Source organism: Actinomadura sp. CNU-125, assembly GCF_001942465.1.
GTDB lineage: Bacteria > Actinomycetota > Actinomycetes > Streptosporangiales > Streptosporangiaceae > Spirillospora.
This window is the reverse complement of the sequence record NZ_MKJY01000599.1, coordinates 1-14,887: the sequence shown is the minus strand read 5'-3', so window position 1 is coordinate 14,887 and position 14,887 is coordinate 1. Positions and strand designations below refer to the sequence as shown.

The 14,887-nt window shown below is 72.6% G+C and carries 17 protein-coding genes; 8 read left to right on the top strand and 9 right to left on the bottom strand.

Annotated elements, in window-relative coordinates:
* Positions 1-328: 328 nt before the first annotated feature.
* The 4 genes from BJF79_RS49325 to BJF79_RS49310 form a co-directional block, all read right to left on the bottom strand.
* Positions 329-892, bottom strand: a complete 564-nt coding sequence (locus tag BJF79_RS49325; RefSeq protein ID WP_075907466.1) for a TIGR03086 family metal-binding protein — start codon at positions 890-892, stop codon at positions 329-331.
* Entirely contained in the window at positions 879-1,349 is a 471-nt protein-coding gene (locus tag BJF79_RS49320) for an SRPBCC family protein (protein WP_075907465.1), read from the bottom strand. The genes BJF79_RS49325 and BJF79_RS49320 overlap by 14 nt, the downstream gene beginning before the upstream one ends.
* On the bottom strand, positions 1,291-1,677 hold the full coding sequence (locus BJF79_RS49315; RefSeq protein ID WP_075907464.1) for an ArsR/SmtB family transcription factor: 387 nt from the start codon (positions 1,675-1,677) through the stop codon (positions 1,291-1,293). The genes BJF79_RS49320 and BJF79_RS49315 overlap by 59 nt, the downstream gene beginning before the upstream one ends.
* Before the next feature lie 70 nt (positions 1,678-1,747).
* The gene (locus BJF79_RS49310) at positions 1,748-2,506 is read right to left on the bottom strand and encodes an ATP-binding cassette domain-containing protein (RefSeq protein ID WP_075907463.1); all 759 of its coding nucleotides are present in this window, start codon (positions 2,504-2,506) and stop codon (positions 1,748-1,750) included.
* Between the two features lie 128 nt (positions 2,507-2,634).
* Between BJF79_RS49310 and BJF79_RS49305 the strand changes: the two genes are divergently transcribed.
* Positions 2,635-3,003, top strand: a complete 369-nt coding sequence (locus BJF79_RS49305) for a nuclear transport factor 2 family protein (protein ID WP_075907462.1) — start codon at positions 2,635-2,637, stop codon at positions 3,001-3,003.
* A 66-nt stretch (positions 3,004-3,069) separates the two neighbouring features.
* Positions 3,070-3,417, top strand: coding sequence for a DUF1330 domain-containing protein (locus tag BJF79_RS49300; RefSeq protein WP_075907461.1), 348 nt, complete (start codon positions 3,070-3,072; stop codon positions 3,415-3,417).
* 30 nt (positions 3,418-3,447) lie between these two features.
* Here the strand turns inward: BJF79_RS49300 and BJF79_RS49295 are convergent, their stop codons facing one another.
* The 3 genes from BJF79_RS49295 to BJF79_RS65085 all read right to left on the bottom strand — a co-directional run bounded on the left by BJF79_RS49295 (position 3,448) and on the right by BJF79_RS65085 (position 6,547).
* Positions 3,448-3,630 (bottom strand): hypothetical protein, encoded by a 183-nt coding sequence (locus BJF79_RS49295; RefSeq protein WP_075907460.1) that lies wholly within the window; start codon positions 3,628-3,630, stop codon positions 3,448-3,450.
* A gap of 182 nt (positions 3,631-3,812) precedes the next feature.
* Positions 3,813-5,210, bottom strand: coding sequence for a helix-turn-helix domain-containing protein (locus BJF79_RS65090; protein WP_262403708.1), 1,398 nt, complete (start codon positions 5,208-5,210; stop codon positions 3,813-3,815).
* The gene (locus tag BJF79_RS65085) at positions 5,168-6,547 is read right to left on the bottom strand and encodes an AAA family ATPase (protein WP_262403707.1); all 1,380 of its coding nucleotides are present in this window, start codon (positions 6,545-6,547) and stop codon (positions 5,168-5,170) included. The genes BJF79_RS65090 and BJF79_RS65085 overlap by 43 nt, the downstream gene beginning before the upstream one ends.
* A 297-nt stretch (positions 6,548-6,844) precedes the next feature.
* On the opposite strand from BJF79_RS65085, the gene BJF79_RS49280 reads away from it, so the two are divergent.
* From BJF79_RS49280 to BJF79_RS49270, 4 genes are all read left to right on the top strand, one after another.
* A complete protein-coding gene (locus BJF79_RS49280; RefSeq protein ID WP_316043594.1) occupies positions 6,845-8,113 on the top strand; it encodes an ATP-binding cassette domain-containing protein in 1,269 nt (422 codons plus the stop codon).
* The gene (locus tag BJF79_RS49275; RefSeq protein ID WP_075907458.1) at positions 8,110-9,141 is read left to right on the top strand and encodes an ABC transporter permease subunit; all 1,032 of its coding nucleotides are present in this window, start codon (positions 8,110-8,112) and stop codon (positions 9,139-9,141) included. Before BJF79_RS49280 ends, BJF79_RS49275 begins: the two co-directional genes overlap by 4 nt.
* Before the next feature lie 119 nt (positions 9,142-9,260).
* A complete protein-coding gene (locus BJF79_RS65075; RefSeq protein ID WP_262403706.1) occupies positions 9,261-9,461 on the top strand; it encodes an NmrA family NAD(P)-binding protein in 201 nt (66 codons plus the stop codon).
* Entirely contained in the window at positions 9,389-10,114 is a 726-nt protein-coding gene (locus BJF79_RS49270; RefSeq protein WP_316043593.1) for an NAD(P)H-binding protein, read from the top strand. The genes BJF79_RS65075 and BJF79_RS49270 overlap by 73 nt, the downstream gene beginning before the upstream one ends.
* A gap of 22 nt (positions 10,115-10,136) precedes the next feature.
* On the opposite strand, the gene BJF79_RS49265 is transcribed toward BJF79_RS49270, so the two are convergent.
* Together BJF79_RS49265 and BJF79_RS49260 are read right to left on the bottom strand one after the other, a co-directional pair.
* The gene (locus BJF79_RS49265; protein ID WP_075907457.1) at positions 10,137-11,051 is read right to left on the bottom strand and encodes a sigma-70 family RNA polymerase sigma factor; all 915 of its coding nucleotides are present in this window, start codon (positions 11,049-11,051) and stop codon (positions 10,137-10,139) included.
* Between the two features lie 107 nt (positions 11,052-11,158).
* Positions 11,159-12,760 carry an MFS transporter gene (locus BJF79_RS49260; protein WP_262403705.1) on the bottom strand — a complete coding sequence of 534 codons (1,602 nt, stop codon included), beginning with the start codon at positions 12,758-12,760 and terminating at the stop codon, positions 11,159-11,161.
* Between the two features lie 441 nt (positions 12,761-13,201).
* Between BJF79_RS49260 and BJF79_RS49255 the strand changes: the two genes are divergently transcribed.
* Both BJF79_RS49255 and BJF79_RS49250 read left to right on the top strand, forming a co-directional pair.
* Positions 13,202-14,437 carry a cytochrome b gene (locus BJF79_RS49255; RefSeq protein ID WP_075907456.1) on the top strand — a complete coding sequence of 412 codons (1,236 nt, stop codon included), beginning with the start codon at positions 13,202-13,204 and terminating at the stop codon, positions 14,435-14,437.
* A gap of 3 nt (positions 14,438-14,440) precedes the next feature.
* Positions 14,441-14,854 carry a hypothetical protein gene (locus tag BJF79_RS49250; RefSeq protein WP_075907455.1) on the top strand — a complete coding sequence of 138 codons (414 nt, stop codon included), beginning with the start codon at positions 14,441-14,443 and terminating at the stop codon, positions 14,852-14,854.
* Positions 14,855-14,887 lie beyond the last annotated feature (33 nt).

Genomic DNA, 14,887 nt, shown 5'->3' with positions numbered 1-14,887 from the left:
AACGCACCCGTCCGGCCGCGGCACGCGGCGGGACGGCACTAGGAAGTCAGGGGTTCTGGGGGCTGACGGCGTGACCGAAAGCCCCCACCTCAGACGCCTCGGGACTCGACATGCCCCGCACGCTACCCGACGGACGCCCGCCGACGCACACCGCTTTTCGGGGGCCGGTCCGTGTCACCCGTCGGATTCTCACCGACCGGCCGCACGCTCACCTTGTCGCCGGGCTGGATCATGCTCATGCCCGTGTACCGGCTCAAAGGTTCCCGTGCGGAACTCGAAATGACGCTCGCCCGGTACGCGGGGCCCCGGTGGGGCGGCAATGCCTGATCTACTGGGCGGACCAGGACGGGTCGCGGCCGATGAAGCCCAGCAGGCGCGTCTGGACGTCCGCGTCGGCGGGCACCTCGACTCGGGGGCCGTACTGGCCGGACGAGCGGAGAACCTCCTCCATCGGCTCCAGTCCGCTGAGGAGTTCCGCGCAGAAGTCGGCGTCCAGACGTTCGTCCTGGCCGGTCGCCCGGGAGAGGTCCCAGGTGTGCATGAACACGTCGGCGGTGTAGAACCGGTCGATCGCGGTCGCCAGCTCCAGGCTGCCGATGTGCGGGTTGGTGAGTTTCCGGTGCCCGGTCTCCGGGTCGTCCAGCACCTCCTGGACGGCGTCGCTGTGCACCTGCCACGCGGCGACCGGGTCCTCGTCCGCGGACGGTCCGCGGCGCAGCTCGATGTCGGCGCCGGACGCGGGGAACCATTCGGTCAGGTGGCGCACGACGTCGCGGGCGGTCCAGCCGGCGACGGGTGCGGGCGCGTCCCACGAGCGGGTGCCTTGGGCGCGTTCGGTGAACAGTCCGGCGACCTGGCGGTGCCGTTCGGCGGGGTGTTCAGGCAGTGCCATCGATGAGCAGCCTTTCGAGCTTGGCGTATCCCTCGTTGATCCCGGTCTCCATACCGCTGCGCAGGAACGCGTCGCGGCCCTCGAAGCTGTCGACCAGCGACTGGGCCCGCAGGCGCGTGCGTCCGTCCAGGTTTTCGAAGCGCAGCGTCTCCAGCGCGACCATGTCGGGTTCGCCCTCGAAGGCGAAGGTCTGCACGATGCGGTCGGGCCGCACCTCGTGGAAGCAGCCGTGGAACCCGTACTCCGTGCCGTCGTGCACGGTCACGTACCGCCAGCTGCCACCGGTCCGCGCGTCCCAGTGCTCGATCCGGGTGGACGTCGCGTCGGGCCCCACCCACCGGGCGAACAGTTCGGGATCGGTGTGGGCGCGCCACAGCCGTTCGGGGGGCGCCGCGAAGTCACGGGCCATCCGGATGATCGGCACCTTCGGATCGGCTTCGATGATCGTCTCCGGCACGGTCGTCTCCCTCCATCTCCGCGAGGACGGCGTCGAGGCGCCGGTAGCGCTCCTCGACGCGCCTTCTGTGTCGTTCGATCCAGGTGTCCAGAAGGTCGAGGGTCCGAACCTCCAGGCGCACCGGCCGGGGCTGCGGCCCCGGCGGACGGCTGACGAGCCCGGCCTCTTCGAGCACCCGTAGGTGCTTGTAGACGGCCTGGAGCGACATGCGGTACGGCTCGGCCAGCCGGCTCACGGTCACGTCGCCCGCGGCGAGCCGCGACACCATGTCGAGCCGGGTCGGGTCCGCGAGAGCGGCGAAGACCCGCGGCAGCGTGTCCGTGACCATCTCGCCTTCTTTCAACTCGGTGGTTGAAAGAAACCGTAGGGCGGATCCGGTCCCGGCGTCAACCGATCGGTTAAAAGCGCTGGTCGAACTGCTCGTTCGGGTGGAAGAAACCGCGCACGTAGGGGTCGGGACGGGCGGCGAGTTCGGCGATCGTCCCCGCGTCGGCGACCGTGCCGCCGCGCATGACCACCAGGCGGTCGGCGACGCGGGTCGCGGTGAGCATCGGCACGTCGTGCGTGATCAGCAGGACGGCGGCGCCGCCGCGGGCGTACCGGTAGAGGGTCGTCCACACCGCGTACGCGGTGTCGGCGTCGAGCGACGCGGCCGCCTCGTCCGCGATGAGGACGGCGGGCGCGGGCAGGAGCGCGGCGGCGAGCGCGGCCCGCTGGATCTGGCCGCCGGAATGCTCCTTCGGGTACAGATCGAACAGCTCGGCGGGATACCGGGCCGCCCCGCACGCGCGGTCGATGCTCCACCGCCCGTGGCGGCGTTCGAGGGCGAGCAACTGGGCGCCCACGGTTTCCGCGGGGTCGAAGGCCGTGACCCCGTCCTGCGGGACGAACCCGACGGTTCGTCCGCGAAGGTCGCGCCACCCGCGTTCGTCCCGGACGGGCACCCCGTCGATCAGCACCTCCCCGCCGGCGCGGGCGGTGTCCGGCAGGGTGCCCGTGAGCGCCGCGGCGGCCATCGACTTGCCGCACCCGGACTCGCCGAGGAGCGCGGTGATCGTCCGTTCCGGCACGACCAGATCCACCCCGTCGAGGACGGTCTCGCTCCACCGGCCCGTGTCGATGTGGACGGTCAAGTCCCGCAGTTCAGCAGTCGCCATACGGGCATTCTCGATGCCACCGGCGACCTTTGTTTCGGGCGAAAGTACTTAAGCACGTCAGATTCCTCGCCCGTGCACTCTCCCTAGCGTGGTGATCACAAGGAAGAGCGACACCCAGGGAGAAGCAGATGAGCGACATCACCGAGCTGGTCCGGCGCTACCTCGCCGCGTGGAACGAGACCGACGCCGCCGCGCGGCGGGCCGTCCTGGCGGAGGTCTTCGCCGAGGACGCCGTCTACACCGACCCGCTCGCGTCCGTCCGGGGCACGGACGGGCTCGACGCCACCATCGCGGCCGTCCAGGCGCAGTTCGGCGGGCTGGTCTTCAGCCTCGGCGGCGCGGTGGACGCCCACCACGACATCGCCCGGTTCACCTGGCACCTGGGCCCGGAAGGCGGCGAACCCGTCGTCATCGGGTTCGACGTCGCGGTGCTGGGCGAGGACGGGCGGATCCGCCAGGTGCTCGGCTTCCTCGACCGGGTCCCGGCCGGAGCCTGACCGGTCCCCGAGGGGGCGGGCGGCGTACCCGCCCCCGCCGTCCACACCGAATCCGAGGAGGAAACCGTGACCGCCTACGTCATCGCCCACCTGCAGGACGCCCCTCCGCACCCGGAGATCGCGGACTACATCGAGCGCCTGCCCGGCACCTTCGCGCCCTACGGCGGCCGCTACCTCGTGCACCTCACCGCCCACGAGGTGCTGGAGGGCGGCTGGCCCGGAGCCGTGGTGATGATCGGCTTCCCCGGGATCGCCGAGGCGCGGGCCTGGTGGGACTCGCCCGCGTACCGGGAGATCGCGCCGCTGCGCTCGCGGCACATCGAGGGCGACATCGTCCTGGTCGAGGGCGTCCCCGACGGCTACGACCCGGCCCCCGCCGCGCGGGCCATGCGCGAGGCGCTCGCCGCCGGATGACCGGCACGGCCGCGGCGTACGGCCGGTTCGTCAGGCGGGCTCGTCGGGACGGACGTCGTAGTTGAACCCGAACGCGCGCACACCGGTCTCCGTGCGGGGCCGGTGGCTCGTCTTCGGGCCGAACGCCACGTAGGTGCCCGGCCCGTGGACGCGGTCCCCCTCGATGAGTTCGCCGCGCACGACGAAGTACGCCTCGCCGTAGGCCTCGTGCACGTCGGGTTCCGGCCATTCGCGCCCGGGTCGAGGTCGATCACCCACGTCCGGATGCCCGGCATCCCCGGAAGCAGCCGGGCGCGGACCCCGGGACCGATGTCGACCGCCGGGACCTCGTCGACGTCCACGGGAAGGACCTGTCCGGGAAGTACCTGGTCGGGAGCCGCCACCGGAGCAGCCTCTCACAGCCCGAGCCGGTCGGCGACGTCCCGGAGCTCGCCCCGGGAGGCGACGCCGACCTTGGGGTATGCCTTGTAAAGGTGGTAGCCGACCGTCCGGTGGCTGAGGAACAGCCGCGCCGCGATGTCGCGGTTGGACAGGCCCCGCGCGGCGAGCCGGACGATCTGCAGTTCCTGCGGGGTGAGGGCGGCGGCCGCGCCGTCGGCCCGCGCGCCCCGGTCCCGGACGCCGGTGGCGGTGAGCTCGCCGCGGGCGCGTTCGGCCCACGGGCGCATGCCGAGCCGGTCGAAGACGTCCAGTGCGTCCCGCAGCCGCCCGCGCGCCTCGGCCTTGCGCCGGGCCCGGCGCAGCCACTCGCCGTAGAGCAGCGCGGTCCTGGCGTGCTCCAGCGCGCGGTCGTCCCGGTCGTGCAGCCGCAGAGCCTCGGCGTAGAGCGCCTCGGCCCGGTCGTCGGCGGCGAGCAGCGCGCGGCAGCGCAGCACGAGCGCGTCCGCCCACGGCCGCCGGACCGACCCCGCCCACCGCTCGAAGCGCTCCAGCGGCTCCGCGGCGCGCTGCGGCGCCCCGACCCGGACGGCCGATTCCACCAGGTCCGGGGTGGCGCGGGTGGCGCAGATGTGATGGCGCATCGGCTCGCGGGTCAGCCGCTCGAAACGGGCGAGCGCGGCCTCGGCGCGGCCGAGCCCGAGGTCCAGCAGCCCGAGCGACCAGTGCGCCCACGGCGCGCCGGGCGAGATGCCGCCGACGGCGCCCCCGGCGAGCCCGTCCTCGGCGTTGCGGCGGCAGTCCGCCTCCCGTCCCCGCGCCGCGTCGAGGTAGGCGAGCACGCTGCCGAACTGGCCGACCCACTGCCGCTGTCCGGTGGCGCGCGCGAGCCCCAGGGCCTCGGACGCCGTGGCGAGCGCGTCCGGATGCCGTCCGGTGAACACCTCGCCCTCCGCCACGAAGAACAGCACGGTCGGCAGCCGTCCGGCGCCGCCCCGGGTGCGCGACTCGGCGGCCAGCCCGGTCGCCAGCGCGTGCGCGTCGGCGTCCTGCCCCAGCGCGAGCGCCGCACCGCAAAGGATCATCAGCACCTGGTCGGGGACGCCGCCCCGCCGTCGCACCGCGTCGACGGTGTCGCCCAGGGACGGCGGCCGACCGGCGCGGTCCCGGTCGAGGTGGGCGAGGTAGGGGCCGATCGGCGCGAACGGGCTCGCGCCGTCCAGGGGCAGCGCGGTCAGCCGGTCCAGCGTCTCCGCGAGCGCCCGCTCGCCCAGGTACCAGGAGGGGTGGACGGCCTGGACCAGCAGCGCGGCGGCCCGGTCCGGGGCTGTGTCGCGGACGAGCGCGGCGCCGTCCAGCAGCACCCGGTGGGCTACGGCGTAGGACCCCTGCCAGAAGTCCGTGTGCGCCCGCACCGCGGCGATCCGCGCGTTCCCGGCCGGATCGCCCGCCGCCCGCCGGGACGCGCTCGTCCCCAGGCTCTGGCACGTTCCAGGTCGCCCGCCTCCAAGGCCGCCTCCGCCGCCAGTGCCTCGCGCCGGGCCCGGTCGGCGGGCCCGGCGCTCAGCCGAGCGGCCTGCTCGTACGCGGCCGCCGCGGCCTTGTGGCCGCTGCGTTCCCGGGCGCGGACGGCGGTGCGTTCGAGTGCGGCGGCGACCTCGTCGTCGGGTCCGGTGGCGGCGGCCGCCAGGTGCCAGGCCCGGCGGTCGGCGTGCTCGGGCGCGTCGAGGGCGGCGGCGAGCGCACGGTGGACGGCGAGCCGCTGCCCGAGCGGCGCCCGCTGGTAGACGGCGGCGCGGACCAGCGGGTGGCGGAAGCGGATCGTGCCGTCGGCGTCCCCGCGCAGCAGCAGGCCGGCCCGCTCGGCGGGGGCCAGGTCCTCGACCGTCGCGCCCAGCGCGGCGGCGGCACGCAGGATCACGGCCACCTCGCCGGACTCCTCGGCCGCCGCCGTCAGCAGCACGCTCTGGCACGCCTCCGGCAGCCGGCTGACCTGGCCGTGGAAGGCCAGTCGCAGGCGGTCGGTCAGGGGGAGGGCGCGCGGCGCGGACGCCGCATCGCCTTCGGCGGCCAGGGCGACCGGCAACTCCAGCAGCGCCAGCGGGTTCCCGCCCGCCTCGGCGAGCAGCCGGTAGCGCAGGACGGGAGCGAGCGGCGACCGGTCGAGCAGGGCGGCGGCCGCCTCCGGGGACAGCCCGGCCAGCCGCACCTCCGGCAGGCCCGCCGCGGGGAAGGCGCCCTCGCCCTCCCGGACGGCGAAGAGCATGACCACGCCCTCGGCCCGCAGGCGCCGGGCGGCGAACAGCAGCGCGTCCAGCGAGGCCCGGTCGAGCCACTGCGCGTCGTCGATCAGGCAGAGCGCCCCGTCCGCGCCCGCGTGGTCGGTCAGCAGGGACAGCACCGCGAGCCCCACCAGCATCGGATCGGCGCCGCCTCCCTCACCGAGCCCGCACGCCGCCTCCAGGGCCTCGCGCTGCGGAGCGGGCAGCGCGGACAGACGTCCCAGGGCCGGACGAAGGAGCAACTGGAGTCCCGAGTACGGCAGTTCGGCTTCGAACTCGACGCCCGTGCCGCGGAGCGTCCGCATGTCCCCGGCCGCCACGGCGGCGTGTTCGAGGAGCGCCGTCTTGCCGATGCCCGGCTCCCCGCGCAGCACCAGCACCGCGCTCTCACCGCGGCGCGCCCCGGCGAGCAGTCCCGCGATCGCCGCGACCTCCGAATCTCTCCCGCACAACTCGACCGCGCCCGCCATGATGCGCCTCGCCCCCTTTTGTCCCCCCTAGAGATACAGGTTTCGCGCTCGTCTCGGCCCGCCTCGCTTCGGCCGCCTCGGTATCCGGGCACTCGTCCGGAAGACCCCCGACGCGGACCGGGAACTTCACGGGCTCGGTGCCGCCGCCCCGCACGTTCTCCGCGATCCGGCGGACGTCCGCGATGCCCCTGTCTGATGCGCCCGGAGGGTCCTGGGGTTGCACGGGCACGGAGCCGATGTTGACGCCCTTAATCTAGAGTCTTAAAGTACTAGCATCGTAGATGAATGGAGTTATGGGTGATCGAGTTCCATCTGGACCCCGGATCGGGGGTGTCGCCGTACATGCAGCTCGTCAGGCAGGTGCGGCAGGCGCTCCGGCTTGGGCTGCTACGGGAGGGCGACCGGCTCCCGACCGTCAAGGAAGTGGTCGCCCAGCTGGCGATCAACCCCAACACCGTGCTGAAGGCGTACCGCGAGCTCGAACACGAAGGGCTGGTCGCGCCGCGGCCGGGCGTCGGCACGTTCGTCACCCGGACGCTCGCGGACGCGTCGCTCGCCGCCCACGGCGAACTGCGTAAGGACCTGCGGAAATGGCTCGCCAAGCAGGCTGGCGGGGCTGGACGACGAGAGCATCGAGGCGCTGTTCACGACCACCTTTCGGACCGCCGCGCAGGAGGACATAGCATGACCGCCGTCCTTCAGTCGCGGGGCCTGGGCAAGAAGTACGGGAAGCGCTGGGCGCTGTCGGACTGCACCCTGGACGTTCCCGCCGGACGCGTCGTCGGGCTCGTCGGGCCGAACGGTGCGGGCAAAACGACGCTGCTCAGCCTGGCCGCCGGCCAGCTGACGCCGACCGAAGGCGAGATCACCGTCGTCGGCGGCCGGCCCGCGAGCGGCTCCGAGCAGCTCACGAAGGTCGGGTTCGTCGCACAGGACACCCCGACGTACGCGCGCCTCACCATCGCCGAGCACCTCCGGCTCGGCGCGCGGCTCAACCCGCGCTGGGACGACGGGCTGGCGCGGGACCGCGTCGCCCGCCTCGGCCTCGACCTCCGGCAGCGCGCCGGACGGCTGTCGGGCGGGCAGCGCGCCCAGCTCGCGCTGACCCTCGGGCTCGCGAAGCGTCCCGAGCTGCTGATCCTCGACGAACCGGTCGCCGCGCTCGACCCGCTGGCGCGCCGCGAGTTCCTGCAGGGACTCATGGAAGCCGTCGCCGAGCACTCGTTCAGCGTGATCCTGTCGTCCCACCTGGTGTCCGACCTCGAACGGGTCTGCGACCACCTCGTCGTGCTGGCCGCGGCGCGCGTCCAGGTCGCCGGGGACGTGGACGACCTGATCGCCTCCCACCACCGGCTGAGCGGCCCCCGCCGGGACGCCGCGCGGCTCCCGGACGACCAGCACGTCGTGTCCGAGAGCCACACCGACCGGCAGAGCACGTTCCTCGTCCGGACCGACGGCCCGATCCTCGACCCCGCGTGGACGGTCGGGCCGGTCGGCCTCGAAGACCTCGTCCTCGCCTACATGGAACGCAAGCCCGAACACCCCGCGCTGGAGGCCGTCCGATGATCTGGCTGACGATCCGCCAGTTCCGCGCCCAGGCGGTGGCGGGGTTCGCCGCGCTGGCCGCGCTCGCGGCCGTCCTCGCGATCACCGGCCCCGGCGTCGCGAACGAGTACTCGCAGGGCATCGCCGCCTGCGGGACGGCCGAGGACTGCGATCGGTTCCAAGGCATGTTCCGGAACGACTATCAGACCGTCTACGTCTCGCTGATCCTCCTCGTCATGGCGATCCCGGCACTGATCGGAATCTTCTGGGGCGCGCCGCTCATCACCCGCGAGCTGGAGGCGGGCACGCACCGGCTCGTGTGGAACCAGAGCATCACCCGGACGCGCTGGCTCGCGGTCAAGCTCGTCATCGTGGGCGTCGCCGCGGTGGCCGTCGCCGAACTCGCCACGCTCGCCGTCGCCTGGTGGTCCGAGCCCATGGACCTGGCCGCGGCGGAAGACTTCCCCCGGCTCGCCCCGATTCCGTTCGCCGCGCGCGGCATCGTCCCGATGGCGTACGCGGCGTTCGCCTTCGCGCTCGGCGTCACCGCGGGCGTCCTCGCCCGCCGGACGATGCCCGCGATGGCGATCACCCTGGCCGTGTTCGCGGCGGTGCAGGTCGCGATGCCGTTGCTGGTCCGTCCCCACCTGATGCCCGCCGAGGAGTCCACGGTCGCGATCACGCGGGACAACATCCGGGAGTTCATGCTGACCGGGGACAGCGTGCAGATCACAGTGGAGACAGGCGACGGCGGCTGGACTCTCGCCAACCACTCGGTGGACCGGTCGGGACGCGAGGTGAGCGGGCTGCCGGGGTCGCTCGCCACCGGTGCGTGCGCCCCGGCGCCGCAGGAGGAGGGCCGGGAACCGATGGGGCCCGCCGAGGGCTGCTTCGCCGAGATCGCCCGTCTCGGCTTCAAGCAGCACGTCAGCTACCACCCCGCCGACCGGTACTGGGCTTTCCAGTGGGTCGAGACGGGCGTGTTCGCCGTCCTGACCCTGGGCCTCTCCGGCTTCTGCTTCTACTGGGTCCGCCGTCGCCTCTCATAGCCGCGCAGCGGCGGCTACGACGAACGCCGGTGATCCAGGTCACGTTCGCCCGCGGTCACATCGACCTCCTTTTTTCGGTCTTCCCGATAAACGGCGGTCACCTCGAAAAGGGGCATCACGTGATTCTGATCATTGGCGCGACCGGTGTCATCGGGCGGCGGACGGTCGAGGCGCTGCTGCACGACGGAGTCGACGTGTCGGCGCTCACCCGCGACCCGGACGCGCCGCGCTGCCGCCGGGCGCCCGGGTGGTGGGCGGAGACCCGTCCCGGCCCGAGACGCTGGACGGCCCGGTTCTCGACGGGGTGGACGCCATGCTGATCAGTCCGCGCGAGGCCGGCCCCGGCCTCGCGGAACTGCTGCGGCTGGCCGCGGCCCGGGGCGTCCGGCGCGCCGTGCTGCTCTCGTCCGCAACCGTCGAGTACCCGGCGGGAGAGGCCCGGTTCGCCGAGCAGTTCAAGCACGCCGAAGATCTGGTCGGCGACTCCGGCCTGGGCTGGACGGTGCTGCGGCCGGCCGACTTCGCCGCCAACGCGCTGGCGTGGGCGCCGCAGGTCAAGACGTCCGACACCGTGCGGGGCGCGTTCGGCGGGGCCGTCACCTCCCCCGTCCACGAGCGGGACGTGGCGGAGGTGGCGGCCTGGACGCTGTCCGGGGCGGAGCACTCCGAAGCCGTCTACACGCTGACCGGCCCGCAGCCGCTCGATCAGCACGAGAAGGTGCGGCTGATCGGTGCGGCCGTCGGCCGGCCGCTTTCCTTCCGGGAACTCCCGCCCGAGCAGGTCCGGCGGGCGATGCTCGCCCAGGGACTGCCCGAGGAGGTCCCCGCCCGGCTCCTCGGCTCGCTCGCCGACTACGCCGAACGCCCCGGCCCCACCACCGACACCGTCGAGAAGCTGCTGGGCCGTCCCGCGCTCACCTTCGCCGACTGGGCGCGCGACAACGCCGACGCGTTCCGCCGCCGACCGGCATGACAGCCTCATGTTCTGCTGACCCTCAGCACAATGCGATGTCCAACCCGCTCAGGTCGGCCTGGATATCGATGGCGGTGATCCTGCCGTCGTCGAAGGTGAAGCGGAACGCGACGCGCGGCTCGTCGCCCGGGGCCCAGGCCAGGCCGGCGACCCCCTCGATGAGCGCGAGGCGCGGCGCCCAGGAGAGTCCGGTGAAGGCGCGGCCGACGGCGTCGGCACCGCGGATCTCGGGCTCGACGGTCATGGGCCCGGTGCCGCGGGTCGTCACCGCCGCGCCCATCTGGACGGCCGGCTGATCGGCGCGCACGACGATGTCCGGGTCGAGCGTCGCCAGCAGCGACTCGAAGTCGCCTCTGCGGGAAGCGTCGAGGAACGCGCGGACGAGGTCGCTCTTGGTCACCTGGGAGGTGTCCGCGTCGTCGGTCTCCGGGCCGTCCGGGCCGTCCGGGCGCGACCGCTGAACGCGCCGCCGGGCGCGGCTGGCCAGTTGCCGGGTCGCGGCGGGAGAGCGGTCCACGATGTTCGCGATCTCCGCGAACGGGACCGCGAACATGTCGTGCAGCACGAACGCCAGCCGCTCGGCGGGCGTGAGCCTGTCGAGGACGACGAGCATGGCGACGCCGACGGAATCGGCGAGCAGCGCCTCCCCTTCCGGGTCGGCCCTGCCGTCCGTTCCGTCGGCATCGGCCGTCTCCACGAGATCCTCACGACGCGTCTTGCGCGCCTGGAGCATGTTCAACGACACCCGGGCGACGACCGTCGTCAGCCAGTTGCTCAGGTTCTCCACGGCGCCGACGTCCGATCGGCTCAGCCGTATCCACGTCTCCTGGACGGCGTCCTCCGCCTCGGCCGACGAACCAAGCATCCGGTGCGCCACCGCGCGCAGGCGGGCCCGATCGCTTTCGAAGCGCTCGGCCAGCCAGTCCTGTTCGCTCATCCGGTCGGGTCTCCCATCGCTCATCATGGACGTGACGTGTCGTGCCGGGGTTCGGGCAGGCCGGAGCGGGACGCGCCTCCCCGGCGAGGCGGTGCGTCCCGCTCCGATCACCGGGCGAACCGCACGCGGGCCTCAGGTCCGTGATCCCTCGGCCCGCTCGATCGGTTCTCCGGCGGAGGCGAGGTCCGCTCCGGCCGCGCCCCGCCCGCCGACTCGTCCCCCGCCTCGTCTTCGGGGAGCGGGCCGCCGCGCAGAAGCAAGGTGCACAGGACGGCACCGACCGCGAAGATGCCGGTGCACCACCAGAACACCGCGACGTAGCCGTCGATCGCCGCGAGCTCGATCAGCTCCGGGCTCGGCCGTCCCCGCGCGTGGCCCGCCAGGTAGTCGGCGGCGGCATCGGCGGCCATCGTGTTGAGCAGCGCGGTGCCGATCGCGCCGCCGAGCTGCTGCCCGATCTGCAGACTCGCCGAGGCGACCCCGGCGTCCCGTGCCCCCACGCCGGACGTACCGGTCTGGAGTCCCGCGGCGAACAGGAAGCCCATGCCCGCACCCGCGATAACGGTCGGCCCGAGCAGGACCGACACGTAACCCGAGTTCGCGTCGATCACGGTCAGCCAGGCCGAGCCTGCCGCGCTGAGCACCAGGCCGGCGAGGACCAGCGGCCTGGGCCCGAATCTCGGCATCAGCTTGATGTTGCCCACATTGGCCGCCGCGCCGGTGGCGACGACCATCGGCATCAGGGCCACACCCGATTCGATCGCCGAGTACCCCAGGGTGATCTGCATGTAGTAGATGAGGAACAGGAAGATGCCGAACATCCCGCCGCCGACGACCAGCATGGTGAGGTAGGCGCCCGCGCGGTTGCGGTCCAGGACGATCCGGGGCGGCAGCAGCGGCTGCGCGGCACGTGTCTCCCAGTAGCCGAAAACGATCAGCAGGACGGCTCCGGCCACGAGGAAACCCCACGTCGACGGCGCCCCCCAGCTCTCCTCGGCGGCGTTGGAGAAGCCGTAGACGAGGCAGAACATCCCGCTCGACACCGCCAGCACACCCGGGACGTCCAGCCGGACACCCGACGACTTCGGCTTGTCGCCCATCGGCAGTACCGAGCCGAGCAGCGCGATCGCGGCGAACGCCACGTTGATGTACATGCACCAGCGCCAGGACAGGGTGGAGGTCAGCCCGCCGCCGATGAGCAGTCCGACGCCCGCCCCGCTGGCCGCGACCGCGCCGAAGGCGCCGAACGCCTTGCCCCGTTCCCGCGGGTCGGTGAACGTCGTCGTCAGCAGCGACAGCGCGGCCGGGGCCAGCAGCGCGGCGAAGATCCCCTGGCCGGCGCGCGCCGCCACCAGCATCTCGAAGCCGGTCGCGGCACCGCCGAGGGCGGAGGCCGCCGCGAAGCCGGCCACGCCGACCAGGAAGATCAGCTTGTTGCCCACCAGGTCGGCCAGCCGCCCGCAGAACAGCAGCAGGCTCCCGAACGCCAGCATGTACGCGGTCAGGATCCACTGCCGGTCGGCGTTACTGAACCCCAGGTCCTCCTGCGCCGGAGGCAACGCGAGGTTCATCACCGTCACATCGAGGACCACCATGAGCTGGGCGACGCAGATGACGGCGAGAACCAGCCACCGCCTGGGGTCGGCTCTCGACGTTCCGGCCGCCGTATCCGGTTCACCGGCCGCCGGGGCCGCGCTCTCTATTGCCACGAGCTTCTCCTTGGGCACGTCCGAGACGGACTTGGGTTTCACCCCTATGACCGCCGCGGCGTTCGTCATGTGACCGGGCGGCGAATTTCCGGCCTCGTGTCACACTTGGCGCCCCTGAAAAGTCTTATGGACAGACCTATGCGTGGTCTCGACCACCCACCCGTTCGGGGGAGTCCATGGACGAACTGCACGATCCGGCGGTCCGACCGAAATGGCAGCGGCCGCTTCGGATCGCGACCGTGCTGGTCAGGAGCTCATTGCGCGGCACCGACGACCGCAGCCTGATGCGGCGTTACAGATCCCGCACGGACCACTGGACCTTCATGTTCGCGCAGATCACCGGCTACTCGTTCGTGGTGCTCCTGCTCACCGGCGTTTTCCTGACCTTCTACTTCGACCCGTCCATGGCGCTACGACGGACCGTACGAGCCGCTCCAGGGCGTGCCGGTCTCCCGGGCCTACGACTCGACGATGGAACTGTCGTTCGAGGTGCGCGGCGGCCTGCTGATGCGGCAGATCCACCATTGGGCGGCGCTGATCTTCTGCGCGTCCATCGCGCTCCAGTTGCTCCGGCTGTTCTTCACCGGCGGATTCCGCCGCCCCCGGCTGCTCAACTGGCTGATCTGGGTGACCTTGTTCGTCCTCGGCATGGTGGCCTCGCTGACCGGCACGATCCTGCCCGACGACATGCTGTCGGGCGGAAGCCTGGCGCTGATCGCCGGTGTCCTGGAGTCGATCCCGCTCGTCGGCACCGACCTGCGGCGGCTCGTCTTCGACGGCGACGCCCCCGGCGAGGTCGTCATCGAGCGGGCCTACTGGCTGCACATCCTGGTCCTGCCCCTGGTGATCGCCGGGGCGCTCGCGTTCCGGCGGCGCCTGGTGAGCAGACGGCACGGCCACACCCGCTTCGCCTCCGGCCAGGCCGCGGACCGCCTCGGCGCGCACCGCGTCGCCCGCATCCGGGCCGCGATCATGGACGCCCCCAAGCCCGCCTCGATCGCGATGTTCCTGTACACCTGCGGGGCGCTGACCCTCTTGGGCGGATTCGCGCAGATCAACGCGATCTGGCAGATCGGGCCGTACGAACCCGGCGCGATCACCGCGGGCGCCGTCCCCGGCTGGTACATGGCGTTCCTGGACGGCGCGATCCGGATCATGCCCGGCTGGGAACCGGACATCGCCGGGCACCCCCTCACCCTGGCCGTCCTCGTCCCCGCCCTGGTCGTGCCGGGCGTCTTCTTCACCGCGCTGGCCCTATGGCCGCTCGGCGAGGCGATCGTCACCGGTGACCGCGCCGAACACCACGTCCTGGACCGCCCGCGCGACCGCCCCGCGCGCACCGCCGCCGGAGCCGCCGGGATCGCCTTCTACGGGCTGCTCTGGCTCGCCGCCGCCAACGACCAGATCGCCCTCCGGTTCCACCTGGACCTGTTCGCCGTCACCTGGTTCTTCCGCGTCGCGGTCTTCGTCGGCCCGGTGATCGCGTTCGTCCTCACCCACCGGATCTGCCATTACCTCAGGCGGCAAGACCAGCAGGCCGGGGTCCACGGCCGCGAGACCGGCCGGATCGTCATGGACGCCCAGGGCGGTTTCACCGAGATCCACACCCGCCCCTCTCGCCCGCGCCCAGCAGCCGAATTGCCGGAACACCACCCCGCGACCACCACTAAGGAGTGAGCATTGTCGTCCCGATCCGCCCAAGCCGCCTTTGAACCGGCCGTCTCGTCCCCGCCCCGTTTCTACGGACTACTGAAGGCGTCGACCGCGTTCCTCGCGACCACCATGCTGATCCAGGGCATCACCGCGGGCCTGCTCCTGGACGGCACCGAGAACGGCGGCGAGATACACCGGTCCACGTCCAGCATCGTCATCGTCGCCCTCGTCATCACCATCACCGCCGCGATCCTGGTACGCCGCAACGGCGGGCCGATCCGTCCGCTGGCCACCTGCCTGGTGACGACCGTCCTCACCCTCGTCCAGTACGCGCTCGGCGAGAACGGTTCGGCCGCCGTCCACGTCCCGCTAGGCGTCGCCCTGATGGGCGGCGCCACCGCCCTCGCCGTACAGGTATGGGGCCAACGCGGCACGGGATGACGTCCGTCCCAGCGACATGTCCGGCGGGTCGGG

Excerpts from the sequence above, each read along its gene's own strand:
- BJF79_RS49325 (WP_075907466.1), bottom strand. The coding sequence starts at position 892 with ATGGCACTGCCTGAACACCCCGCCGAACGGCACCGCCAGGTCGCCGGA.
- BJF79_RS49315 (WP_075907464.1), bottom strand. The coding sequence starts at position 1,677 with ATGGTCACGGACACGCTGCCGCGGGTCTTCGCCGCTCTCGCGGACCCG.
- BJF79_RS49310 (WP_075907463.1), bottom strand. The coding sequence starts at position 2,506 with ATGGCGACTGCTGAACTGCGGGACTTGACCGTCCACATCGACACGGGC.
- BJF79_RS49305 (WP_075907462.1), top strand. The coding sequence starts at position 2,635 with ATGAGCGACATCACCGAGCTGGTCCGGCGCTACCTCGCCGCGTGGAAC.
- BJF79_RS65085 (WP_262403707.1), bottom strand. The coding sequence starts at position 6,547 with ATGGCGGGCGCGGTCGAGTTGTGCGGGAGAGATTCGGAGGTCGCGGCG.
- BJF79_RS49275 (WP_075907458.1), top strand. The coding sequence starts at position 8,110 with ATGATCTGGCTGACGATCCGCCAGTTCCGCGCCCAGGCGGTGGCGGGG.
- BJF79_RS49265 (WP_075907457.1), bottom strand. The coding sequence starts at position 11,051 with ATGAGCGAACAGGACTGGCTGGCCGAGCGCTTCGAAAGCGATCGGGCC.